General features: G+C 37.0%; 9 protein-coding genes. 8 read left to right on the top strand and 1 reads right to left on the bottom strand.

The genetic code is table 11. The annotated features are described in order from the left end of the window. The first annotated feature begins 33 nt into the window (after positions 1-33). From rimP to infB, 3 genes are read left to right on the top strand one after another with little or no spacing between them, the layout of a single operon-like run. The gene (gene rimP, locus BMY56_RS10310) at positions 34-495 is read left to right on the top strand and encodes a ribosome assembly cofactor RimP (RefSeq protein ID WP_091623606.1); all 462 of its coding nucleotides are present in this window, start codon (positions 34-36) and stop codon (positions 493-495) included. A gap of 12 nt (positions 496-507) precedes the next feature. Then, complete coding sequence (nusA, locus tag BMY56_RS10305; protein WP_091623603.1) at positions 508-1740, top strand: transcription termination factor NusA; 1233 nt, start codon at positions 508-510, stop codon at positions 1738-1740. 42 nt (positions 1741-1782) lie between these two features. Further along, the gene (gene infB / locus BMY56_RS10300) at positions 1783-4596 is read left to right on the top strand and encodes a translation initiation factor IF-2 (protein ID WP_091623601.1); all 2814 of its coding nucleotides are present in this window, start codon (positions 1783-1785) and stop codon (positions 4594-4596) included. A gap of 55 nt (positions 4597-4651) precedes the next feature. Here infB and BMY56_RS10295 read toward each other — a convergent pair whose 3' ends face one another. After that, the gene (locus BMY56_RS10295) at positions 4652-5023 is read right to left on the bottom strand and encodes an SPOR domain-containing protein (RefSeq protein WP_079511709.1); all 372 of its coding nucleotides are present in this window, start codon (positions 5021-5023) and stop codon (positions 4652-4654) included. A 231-nt stretch (positions 5024-5254) separates the two neighbouring features. Between BMY56_RS10295 and BMY56_RS10290 the strand changes: the two genes are divergently transcribed. Genes BMY56_RS10290 through BMY56_RS10270 form a run of 5 tightly spaced genes read left to right on the top strand, consistent with a single transcriptional unit; the run spans position 5255 to position 12654 of the window. Next, positions 5255-6625, top strand: a complete 1371-nt coding sequence (locus BMY56_RS10290) for a c-type cytochrome (protein WP_091624457.1) — start codon at positions 5255-5257, stop codon at positions 6623-6625. Between the two features lie 35 nt (positions 6626-6660). Next, the gene (locus tag BMY56_RS10285) at positions 6661-9780 is read left to right on the top strand and encodes a TAT-variant-translocated molybdopterin oxidoreductase (protein ID WP_091623598.1); all 3120 of its coding nucleotides are present in this window, start codon (positions 6661-6663) and stop codon (positions 9778-9780) included. Between the two features lie 32 nt (positions 9781-9812). After that, on the top strand, positions 9813-11558 hold the full coding sequence (gene nrfD, locus BMY56_RS10280) for an NrfD/PsrC family molybdoenzyme membrane anchor subunit (RefSeq protein WP_091623595.1): 1746 nt from the start codon (positions 9813-9815) through the stop codon (positions 11556-11558). A 2-nt stretch (positions 11559-11560) separates the two neighbouring features. Beyond that, a complete protein-coding gene (locus tag BMY56_RS10275; protein WP_079511705.1) occupies positions 11561-12091 on the top strand; it encodes a DUF3341 domain-containing protein in 531 nt (176 codons plus the stop codon). A gap of 2 nt (positions 12092-12093) precedes the next feature. Beyond that, the gene (locus BMY56_RS10270; protein ID WP_177170953.1) at positions 12094-12654 is read left to right on the top strand and encodes a c-type cytochrome; all 561 of its coding nucleotides are present in this window, start codon (positions 12094-12096) and stop codon (positions 12652-12654) included. Positions 12655-12660: the final 6 nt, after the last annotated feature.

The raw sequence follows: 12660 nt of genomic DNA, 5'->3' as shown, positions 1-12660 counted from the left end.
ACAATTAGTCCCCTCTTTTATTACTTATTATTTATGCTAAAGGAAAAAGTAAAAGAATTATTAGAGCAAGGTCTTGAAGAAGACCCATCCCTATTTTTGATTGATTTTACCATGGGTGCTGATAATAGTATTCACGTGGTAATAGACGGTGATCATGGGGTTACGGTTAGTGACTGTATGAAAATTAGTAGGGCTATCGAGCATAATTTAGATCGAGACGAGTACGATTTTTCACTAGAAGTTGCTTCGGCAGGTGCTTCGGCTCCGTTAGTAATGCCACGTCAATATTTAAAGAATGTTGGAAGAAAGCTTGAAGTTCAAACAAAGGATCAGAAATTCGAAGGTAATTTAACCTCGGTAAATGATGGATTCATTGTTTTAGAGTGGAAGGCAAGAGAGCCTAAGCCTATTGGAAAAGGAAAGGTTACGGTTCAGAAAAAAGAAGAAGTAAATTTTTCAGATATTATTAAAGCAAAAGTTGTATTAAAATTTTAATTGTAATTACCAATGGAAAATATTGCGTTAATTGAATCTTTCTCAGAGTTTAAGGACGATAAATTCATAGACAGGGTAACGTTGATGGCCATTTTGGAAGATGTTTTCAGAAATGCGCTTAAGAAGAAGTTTGGTTCAGATGATAACTTTGATATCATTATTAATCCGGATAAAGGGGATTTAGAAATTTGGCGTAACCGTATCGTGGTTAACGATGGTGAGGTTGAAGAACCAAATGAGGAAATTTCTTTATCTGCAGCGCGTAAAATAGAGCCAGATTTTGAAGTTGGTGAAGATGTGTCTGAAGAAGTTAAATTAATCGATTTAGGGAGAAGAGCTATTTTGGCATTACGTCAGAATCTTATTTCAAAAATTCATGAGCACGATAATACAACTATATATAAGCACTTTAAGGATTTAGAGGGGGAGATTTATACTGCAGAGGTGCATCATATTCGTCATAAGGCTATAATTTTGTTGGATGATGAAGGAAATGAAATCATTCTTCCTAAAGATAGACAGATACCATCAGATTTTTTCCGTAAAGGAGATAACGTTAGGGGTGTAATCGAAAGCGTTGAATTGAAAGGTGCAAAACCCACTATTATAATGTCAAGAAGCTCACCTAAGTTTTTGGAGCAATTATTCTTCCAAGAAATACCAGAGGTTTTTGATGGTTTAATTACAGTGAAGAAAGTTGTTCGTATTCCAGGTGAAAAGGCAAAAGTTGCTGTTGATTCTTATGATGATCGTATTGATCCTGTAGGTGCTTGTGTAGGTATGAAAGGTTCTAGAATTCATGGTATTGTTCGTGAATTAGGTAATGAGAATATAGATGTTATTAACTGGACAGCTAACCCACAATTATTGGTTACTAGGGCTTTGAGTCCAGCGAGAGTTTCATCTGTGAAATTGAACGAGGAGAAAAAGACTGCTCAAGTTTATTTGAAGCCAGAAGAGGTTTCGAAGGCTATAGGTAGAGGTGGTCATAATATTAGATTAGCTGGTCAGTTAACTGGTTATGAGATAGATGTATTCCGTGAAGGAGTAGAGGAAGATGTTGAGTTAACAGAGTTCTCTGATGAAATCGATGCTTGGATTATTGAAGAATTCAAGAAGATTGGAATGGATACAGCTCGTAGCGTCTTAGAGCAAGATGTTGCAGATTTAGTGAAACGCACTGATTTAGAAGAGGAAACTATTTTAGAAGTTGTGCGAATCCTAAAAGAAGAATTAGAAGATTAGCTATATATTAGCACTTAAATAAAAGAACGGGAATCAGTATTTATGGCAGACAATGCAAAAATAAGGCTTAATAAAGTTCTTCGTGAACTTAATATTTCCTTGGATAGGGCAGTGGACTTTCTTAATGGGAAAGGACATGATGTGGAAGCGAGGCCTACCACAAAAATTTCTGACGATGTTTATCAAGTATTGCTTGACGAGTTCCAAACGGATAAGAGTAAAAAGGTTGCATCTAAGGAAGTCGGAGAGGAAAAGCGTAAGGAGAAAGAGGCAATTCGTGTTCAATTGGAAAAAGAGCAAGAGGATCGTCGATTAGCGCGTGAGCGTAAAAGTACCGAGGCTGGACAGAATACTTTGGTTGGCAAAGTTGAACTTGCAGGTCCTAAAATGGTGGGTAAAATTGACCTTAGTCCTAAGAAGAAAAGGGAAGAGCCTGCTAAAGAAGAACCAAAAGTAGAGGAAAAGGTTGAAGCAAAAGTAGAGGTCAAAGAAACTCCTAAGGTTGTAGAAGAAAAGCCTAAAGAAGTTCCTGTTGTTCCAAAAGTGGAAGTTAAGAAGGAAGAACCTAAAGTTCAGGAACCTAAAGTTGAGGGGCCAAAAGTTGAGGTAACTAAAAAGGTAGAGATTAAAAAAGAGATTCCAAAAGAACCTGAAGTAGAGGTTAAGGCAGAATCTGATGAGCCAAAAACTATTGAGACTCAATATCAAAAGCTTACCGGACCAAAAATTGCTGGTGAGAAAATTGATCTTAGTAAGTTCGAAAAGCCAAAGAAAAAGAAAGAAGAAAGAAAGCCTGCTGACAAAGCGGGTGTTGATCGTAAAAAGAGAAGAAGAAGAATTGTAACAAAGAATCCTTCTGGACCAGGTCAAACAAGAACAGCTCCAAATACTGGAGATCGTAATAAAGGTAGAGGTCGATTTGCACCTGTAGCAAAAGTAGAGCCTACTGAAGAAGATGTACAAAAACAAGTACGTGAAACCTTAGAAAAACTTCAAGGTAAGTCTAAAAAGGGTAAAGGTGCTAAATATAGAAGAAGCAAAAGAGATCAGCACCGTGAACAAACGGAGAAAGATCTTGAACAACAAGAATTAGAGAACAAAGTACTTAAAGTTACTGAGTTCGTTACGGCAACTGAGGTTGCGACCATGATGGGTGTTTCTACCACCGAAATTATTTCTGCTTGTATGTCTTTAGGTATTATGGTAACAATGAATCAGCGTTTAGATGCTGAAACCTTGTCTATTGTGGCTGAAGAGTTTGGTTATGAGGTCGATTTCGTAACAGCTGATATTGAAGAAAGTATAGTTGAGGCCGTTGATGCCCCTGAAGATTTGAAACCACGAGCTCCAATCGTAACAGTGATGGGTCATGTGGATCACGGTAAGACTTCTTTGTTGGATTATATACGTAAGGAGAATGTTATTGCCGGTGAAAGTGGAGGAATCACTCAACATATTGGTGCTTATGGGGTTACGTTAGAGAATGGAGAGCGTATAGCTTTCTTAGATACACCTGGTCACGAAGCGTTTACAGCTATGCGTGCTAGAGGTGCTCAAGTTACCGATATCGCAATAATCGTAGTTGCTGCAGATGATGACATTATGCCACAAACGAAAGAAGCTATTAGTCATGCGCAAGCTGCTGGTGTGCCAATCGTTTTTGCTATAAATAAAATTGATAAATCAACAGCTAACCCTGATAAAATAAAAGAAGGTTTGGCACAAATGAATTTGTTGGTAGAAGATTGGGGTGGAAAAATTCAATCTCATGATATTTCTGCAAAAACAGGTTTAGGTGTTAAAGAACTATTAGAGAAAGTATTACTTGAAGCTGAAATTTTAGAGCTTAAGGCAAACCCTGATAAACGTGCTTCTGGTACAGTTGTAGAGGCCTTTTTAGATAAAGGTAAGGGTTATGTGTCTACGGTTTTAGTTCAGTCGGGTACCCTTAAAATTGGTGATTATGTATTGGCCGGTACCACTAGTGGTAAGATTAAGGCAATGCAAGATGAAAGAGGTAAATCTGTTACAGAAGTAGGTCCTTCTCGACCAATATCTATATTAGGTCTTGATGGTGCTTCGCAAGCTGGTGATAAGTTCTATGTATTAGAAGATGAACGTGAAGCTAAGCAAATTGCTTCTAGAAGATCGCAATTACAACGTGAGCAGTCCGTAAGAACACAGCGTCATATTACTCTTGATGAAATTGGAAGAAGAATCGCGTTAGGTGAGTTTAAAGAACTTAACATTATTCTAAAAGGTGATGTTGATGGTTCTGTTGAAGCATTGACTGATTCATTCCAAAAATTGTCTACAGATGAAATCCAAGTAAACATTATACATAAGGCAGTTGGTCCTATTACGGAGTCAGACGTTTTATTGGCTTCAGCTTCAGATGCAGTTATTATTGGTTTTAATGTAAGACCAATGGGTAATGCTAAGGCCATTGCTGAAAAAGAAGAAATAGATATTCGTATGTATTCTATTATATATGCTGCTATCAACGACCTTAAAGATGCAATGGAAGGTATGTTGTCTCCTGAGATGAAAGAGGAGATTTCTGGTACCGCTGAAATAAGAGAGACATTTAAGATTTCTAAGATTGGTACTATTGCCGGTTGTATGGTAACTAGTGGAAAAATCTTTAGAAATTCTAATATCCGATTAATACGTGACGGTGTAGTAATCTATACTGGTACTCTATCTTCCTTAAAACGATTTAAGGATGATGTTAGAGAGGTAGCTAAAGGATATGATTGTGGTCTTCAGGTTAAAAACTATAATGACATCATAGAAGGGGATATTGTAGAAGCATTCCAAGAGGTAGCAGTTAAGAAGAAATTGAAATCTAAATAAGAATTTAGGAATATAAGTTAAGCTAGGGCTTAATAATGCTCAAAAAAAAATCGACCTAATTGGTCGATTTTTTTGGTTTTAATAACATCGCATCTGGATATTTAATCCGGACCTCGTTAAATTTTCGTTCGGCATCTAATTTAGATGTGAATCGACCAACACGTACACGATAAGTAGGAGAGTCAAAATCAATTTTTGAAGGTAGATCAGGAAAATCTTCTTCAACATTTGCTTTTATGCGCTGCGCTTTGGCGTAGTCTCCAAATCCAACTTGTATCCTATAGTATTCGTTATTACTTAATGAAGATTTATATATCTCTAATAATTGATCAATTTTTTGATCTTGTTGAATGTTTACTTTAGCGCCTTGTGAATAGCTAAAATGAGTAAAACATGCAAAAAGCACCATTGTACTTAGTATTTTCATAGCCTATGTGTAGTTTTATTTTGAATCGTTACAAAAGTAAATTATTAAGGATCAAACAAATAAATCAGAGTTTATTTAGAATATTTCTAAATTGTAAATTATAAATACATTAACATTTTCAAAATAAAGTCTATGTCGTATTTTTGTCTCCGATTTAGGCGTTTGATGGATATTAATAGGTTTCATCTACGACCAAAATCATGCCAAGATTCCGATAGAAATATTCGATATATGAAAAAGGTTCCATACCGAAATCAGTTTTCTAAAATTTTAGGTTTATCCCTAATTGTATTTTTACTTTTTGCAAGCTCATTAACTGCGCAAGATGCTGTTGTTGATGCAACGGTAACAGAAGCTGCCGCTGCTGGTGGTGACGCTGCGAAAGGTAAGGCTTTGTTTAATCAGAACTGTGCTGCATGTCATGCGTTAAATCGTAAAATGACTGGTCCTGCATTAGCAAATGTAGAGAGTAGATTGAGTGAAGATGAAGGATTGGGGAAAGAATGGCTGTATAGTTGGATAAAAAATAGTCCAGGTGTAATTAAGTCTGGTGATGCTTATGCTAATAAGGTGTATGCGGAATACAATCAGGCTGCAATGACTGCTTTTCCAACATTATCCAATGGTGATATTGATGACATTTTAGCGTATACCGCTGCTCCGGCACCTGCCGCTCCTGCCGCTGCCGCTGGTGATGTTCAATCTGGTTCTGGCGGGTCTGCAAGTTCGGCTGGCGTGTCTAACGAAATTATCTTGGGAGCTTTAGTTCTGGTATTCGGACTTCTTGTGGTAATGTTGTTGTTGGTTAATAAAACATTGCAACGTATTGCTCAAGCAAATGGTATTGTCGTTGAAAAAGAGAATGCCGAAAAAAGAACTCCGATTTGGAAGGCTTTTGCTCAGAATCAATTTTTAGTTTTGGTTACAGCAATATTCCTTTTGCTGGGTAGTGCTTATTTTGCTTACGGATGGATGATGCAGGTAGGTGTTGATCAAGGTTATAAGCCTATTCAACCTATACATTATTCTCATAAAATACATGCTGGTGATAATAAGATTGAATGTAAATATTGTCACTCCTCTGCGAGGGTTTCAAAACATTCCGGAATTCCTTCTTTGAATGTTTGTATGAATTGTCATAAGTCTATTTATGAGTACGCTGGTAATCCAGAAGGTCCTACTCAAGAAGATTTGGAGAACGGCTATACCAACGAATTTTATACAGGGGAAATCAAGAAATTGTATAAAGCTGTTGGATGGGATGAAGAGAGTCAAAAATACACTGGTGAAAGTCAGCCTGTAGAATGGGTTCGTATTCATAACCTTCCAGATTTCGCATATTTCAATCATTCGCAACATGTTTCTGTTGCCGGTGTTGAATGTCAAACATGTCACGGTCCTGTTGAGGAAATGGAAATTATGTATCAATATTCTCCATTAACTATGGGTTGGTGTATAGATTGTCACCGAGAAACCAATGTTAAGGTAGAAGGTAATGAGTATTACGAAAAAATACATGCTGAACTTTCTAAGAAGTATGGTGTAGATAACTTGACAGCTGCTCAATTGGGTGGTCTGGAATGTGGAAAGTGTCATTATTAATAATAAATTAAAGAAGCTAATTACAGATAATACGTATGGCATCAAACAAAAAATATTGGAAAAACGAAGCGGAGTTAAATCCTAACGATTCCATTGTTGAGGCGCTAAAGCAGAACGAATTTGTAGAGCAGATTCCTGTTGATGATTTCTTGGGTGACAAGGAAACTTTGTCTTCCACAAATACAAATCGTAGGGATTTCTTGAAGTATGTTGGTTTTAGTACAGCTGCGGCTTCTTTGGCTGCCTGTGAAGGTCCGGTTATAAAATCGATACCTTATGTTGTGCTTCCAGAAAATATAGTTCCTGGTGTTGCGAATTATTACGCAACTACAATCGCTAATGGTTTTGACTTTGCGAGTATTTTAATTAAAACACGAGAAGGACGACCTATCAAAGTTGAAAACAATACTTTGGCTAAAGTCGCTGGTTCTGCTAATGCAAGAGTGCAAGGTTCTGTTCTTTCATTGTATGATAGTACTAGATTACAGGGTCCGTTAGCAAATGGCGAGCCAGTTGAATGGGATGTGTTGAAAGCTACGGTTAAATCTAAAATGGGCGGACTTAAGGGTTCTTCTAAAAAGATTGCTTTGCTTACTCAAACTTACGCTAGTCCATCTACGGATCGTTTGTTGACTGACTTGATGTTGGCAAATGAAAATGTAGTTCATGTAACTTATGATGCAATTTCTGAGGATGCTGCTTTAACTGCATTTGAAAATAAGTATGGTGAACGTGCTTTGGCGGATTATAATTTCGAAAAAGCAGGCTTAATTGTTTCTTTTGGTGCTGATTTTCTTTCAGATTGGCAAGGTGGAGGTTACGATGTGGGTTATTCTAGGGGTCGTGTTCCAAAGAAAGGAAAAATGTCTAGGCATGTACAGTTAGAGGCGAATATGTCTTTAACAGGTGCTAATGCTGACAAGCGAATAGCTATGAAGCCAAGTGCTCAAAAAGTGGTATTGGCCAAGTTATATGGAAAACTAAACGGTACCTCTGTTAGTGGAAATACTTCAGAATATGATGACGCTGTCGATATTTTGGCTGCTGAAATAAAGAAAGCTGGATCTAATGCTGTTGTAGTAACTGGTTTAGATGATGTTAATGCCCAGGCTGTAGTTTTGGCGATTAATGAAATGTTATCAAGTAAAGCCTTTGATGTTGCAGCTCCTAAGTATATTAGAAAAGGTGATGTTAAAGCTGTAAATTCTTTAATTGCTGATATGAAAGCAGGAAGAGTTGGAGCGTTAATAATTGATACGGTAAACCCGATGTATTCTTTGCCAAATGCAGTAGATTTTAAAGAAGGGCTTTCTAAAGTAGATCTTACTGTTGCTTTTTCAACAATTTGGAATGAAACTACCGAAGCTGTGCAATATGTTGCAGCAGCAAATCACTATTTAGAATCTTGGGGTGATGTTCAGATTAAAAAAGGACATTACAGTTTAATGCAACCTACTATAAAAGAATTATTTGATACGAAGCAGTTTCAAACATTTATATTAGAATTGTTAGAAAGTGATCAATCGTATTATGATTATATAAAACAAACATGGACTGATAATGTTTTGAACGGTGCAAACTGGAATCAAGCATTGCAAGACGGTGTTTTTAGTGCTGAAACCATGGTAGTTGATGCTGATGGTTCTACTCAAAATGCTATTTCGTCAGCAGAAGTTTCTGAAGTAATAGGTTTGGCTCCAATTGCTTCCGCAATTCGTAGTTTGGCCAATACGACTAGCGATGGAATGGAGCTTACTTTGTATTCAAAAGTAGGTATGGGTGATGGTCAGCAGGCTAGTAATCCTTGGCTTCAAGAATTTCCTGACCCGATTACAAGAGTATCTTGGGATAACTATGTTACTATTTCTAAAGCTGATGCAGCTGAATTAGGTGTAGAGAATGTGAATGTCGCGAATGGCGGTATGGATGGTAGTTATGTTAAGCTTACCGTTAATGGTGTGAGTTTAGAGCAGGTTCCTGTTGTTGTTCAGCCTGGTCAAGCGAAAGGTTCAGTGGGTCTTTCTTTTGGTTACGGTAAGAAAGTAGGGTTGAAAGAAGATATGCGGACGGGTGTAAATGCCTTTAAGTTATATGATGGTTTTAGTGCCAATCAATCTGTAAGTGTAGAGAAAGTTTCAGGTAATCATGAGTTTGCCTGTATTCAATTACATAAAACCCTTATGGGTAGAGGGGATATTATAAAGGAAACAACTTTAGAGATATTCAATACGAAGGATCACTCAGAGTGGAATGAAGTTCCTATGGTTTCTTTAGACCATCAAGAAGTTCCTGCAACATCAGTTGATTTATGGGATAGTTTTGATCGTACAATCGGTCATCATTTCAACATGTCAATTGATTTGAATGCATGTACTGGATGTGGTTCTTGTGTTATAGCATGTCATGCTGAAAATAACGTACCTGTTGTTGGTAAGGCAGAGGTAAGAAAGTCAAGAGATATGCACTGGTTGCGTATTGATAGATATTATTCTTCTGAAGAGACTTTTGAACAAGATGATACTAAGAAGGATGAATTTGATGGCTTAACGGGCGAAAAAGGATCATTAAGTGGTTTTGGTGAATTAGAAGATCCATCTGAAAACCCACAAGTTGCCTTTCAACCTGTAATGTGTCAGCATTGTAATCATGCACCTTGTGAAACTGTTTGTCCTGTAGCGGCAACTTCACATGGTAGACAAGGTCAAAATCAAATGGCTTATAACAGATGTGTAGGTACAAGATATTGTGCTAACAACTGTCCTTATAAAGTACGTAGATTTAACTGGTTTTTGTATAATAACAATGATGAGTTCGATTTCCATATGAATAATGATTTGGGTAAAATGGTTTTAAACCCAGATGTTAATGTTCGTTCTAGAGGGGTTATTGAAAAATGTTCGATGTGTATTCAAAAAACACAAAAGACTATTTTAGATGCCAAACGAGATGGACGAGTAATTGAAGATGGAGAGTTTCAAACCGCCTGTTCTTCAGCTTGTAGTAATGGAGCCATTGTATTTGGTGATGTTAATGATAAGGAGAGTAAAGTGGCAGAATTAAAGGAGAGTGATCGTATGTATCATTTATTAGAGCATGTGGGTACTCAACCAAATGTTTTCTACCATGTTAAGGTTAGAAACACCAACGAAGCATAATCAATAGTAGAAAGTAATTATAACAAAAGTCTATGGCGTCGCATTACGAAGCACCTATACGTAAACCTCTTGTAATTGGAGACAAAGGCTACCACGATGTAACAGTGGATATTGCCGCTCCTGTAGAAGGAAGAGCAAATAAGCATTGGTGGATAGTTTTTTCCATTGCCTTAGTGGCATTTCTTTGGGGAGTAGGTTGTATAATTTATACGGTCTCTACCGGTATCGGTACATGGGGTCTTAACAAAACCGTTAACTGGGCTTGGGATATAACCAACTTTGTTTGGTGGGTAGGTATTGGTCATGCCGGTACATTAATTTCAGCGGTGCTTTTATTATTCCGTCAGAAATGGAGAATGGCAATTAACCGTTCTGCGGAAGCAATGACCATTTTCTCGGTTATTCAAGCTGGTCTTTTTCCAATAATTCACATGGGTCGTCCTTGGTTGGCATATTGGGTATTGCCTATACCAAACCAGTTTGGTTCATTATGGGTAAACTTTAACTCACCGCTTCTTTGGGATGTATTTGCTATCTCAACTTATCTATCTGTATCTTTAGTATTCTGGTGGACAGGTTTACTTCCAGATTTCGCAATGATTAGAGATAGGGCTGTTTTGCCTTTTCAGAAAAAAATATATAGTTTATTAAGTTTTGGATGGACAGGTCGTGCTAAAGATTGGCAACGATTCGAAGAGGTTTCATTGGTACTTGCTGGTTTAGCAACTCCATTGGTATTATCGGTACATACCATTGTATCTTTTGACTTTGCTACCTCGGTTATACCAGGATGGCATACAACTATCTTTCCACCTTATTTCGTTGCTGGTGCTATTTTCTCAGGATTCGCAATGGTGAACACATTATTGATAATAATGAGAAAGGTGTGTCATTTAGAAAATTATATAACTATTCAGCATATCGAGTTAATGAACATCGTAATCATGCTTACGGGTTCTATTGTAGGTTGTGCCTACATTACCGAATTGTTCATGGCGTGGTATTCTGGTGTTGAATATGAACAATATGCATTCTTGAATAGAGCTACCGGACCTTATTGGTGGGCTTATTGGTCAATGATGACTTGTAATGTATTCTCTCCACAGTTCATGTGGTTTAAGAAGCTTAGAACTAGTATTATGTTCTCTTTCTTTATTTCTATTGTTGTAAACATTGGAATGTGGTTCGAAAGATTTGTGATTATCGTAACCTCTTTGCATAGAGATTACTTGCCATCATCTTGGACAATGTTCTCTCCGACATTTGTAGATATCGGTATATTCATTGGTACCATTGGGTTCTTCTTTGTACTGTTTCTTTTATATGCTAGAACATTCCCTGTTATTGCTCAGGCAGAAGTAAAGTCTATTTTGAAGGCTTCTGGTGAAAAGTATAAAAAACTAAGAGATGCTGGTAAGCCTTTATATCAAATTTCAACCTTAAAGGCTGTAGTGAAAGAACCGATTACTGATGATGTTATCATGGGTGAGGTTAAGCTACCTGTTGATGATAAAGTGGGAGTATCTGATTTGTTAAGTGCAGTTGGTACATTTGATGCGACAACACAACAAGCAGATAACTTGAAATTGGTGAAAGGTATTGGTCCGCAAATGGAAGCAACCTTGAATAAATTAGGAATTTACACATTTGCCCAAGTAGCTAGAATGACAGAGCGTGAATATAACTTGTTAGATTCAATTACAGGTTCGTTCCCAGGTAGAGCTCAGAGAGATGATTGGGCAGGTCAGGCAACTATATTATTAAATAACAAAAGATAAATATGGCATCTAAAGTTATACATGCTTTTTACGACGATGATGATGTACTTATGCTTGCCGTTAAAAAGGTAAAAGCAGCGAAACATCATATTGACGAAGTATATTGTCCTTTTCCTGTACATGGATTGGATAAGGCAATGGGATTGGCCCCAACTAGAATTGCAATTACATCCTTTATGTATGGTTGTGTTGGTCTGGCGGTGTCAATTCTTATGATGAACTATATCATGATTGAAGATTGGCCTCAAGATATTGGTGGTAAGCCAAGCTTCAGCTATATCGAGAACATGCCGGCATTTGTACCGATTATGTTTGAATTAACAGTGTTTTTTGCAGCTCACTTAATGGTTATTACTTTTTATCTTAGAAGTAGATTATGGCCTTTTAAAGAAGCAGAAAATCCTGATGTAAGAACAACGGATGACCATTTTTTAATGGAAATTGAGATCCATGATAATGAGCAGGAATTAAAGGATTTATTAATGGAAACAGGAGCTGTTGAAATTAATGTATCAGAAAAAAACAGTCATTAAATATGAACAGTTTTAAAAACATAGCAATACTATTTGCTTTAGTCGTATTGGTTACATCTTGTCATAATGATAAGTCACGTAATTATCAATATATGCCTAATATGTACGAGTCAGTTGGTTACGAGACTTATGGTGAGGCAGCGTTTTTGCCAAATCAATCTGAAGCCTTGTTGCCTCCTGCGAATACTATTAACAGAGGGTGGCTGCCTTACGAAATTGAAAATTCACCTGAGGGAAAAGAGTTGGCTAGATTGCAAGGAAGCCCATTAGATTCTATGAATGTTGAAAAGAATTTAACTAATGGAGGTCAATTATATTCTATTTATTGTGCTATATGTCACGGTGATAAAGGTGATGGTAAAGGAACCTTGGTAAAGAGAGAAAAGATATTGGGTGTTCCAAGTTATGCTGATCCTGTTAGGAATCTAACAGTAGGATCTACATATTACACAATTCATTATGGATTAAATTCTATGGGCTCTTACGCTTCTCAAATGAATACAGAAGAAATGTGGCAAGTATCGGAATATGTAATGCAATTGAAACAAGATTTAACCAAATAATAGGTA

The sequence above is a fragment of the Maribacter orientalis genome (assembly GCF_900109345.1).
GTDB classification, from domain to species: domain Bacteria; phylum Bacteroidota; class Bacteroidia; order Flavobacteriales; family Flavobacteriaceae; genus Maribacter; species Maribacter orientalis.
The sequence above is the reverse complement of the archived record's forward strand: the minus strand, read 5'-3'. Positions and strand labels throughout refer to the sequence as shown.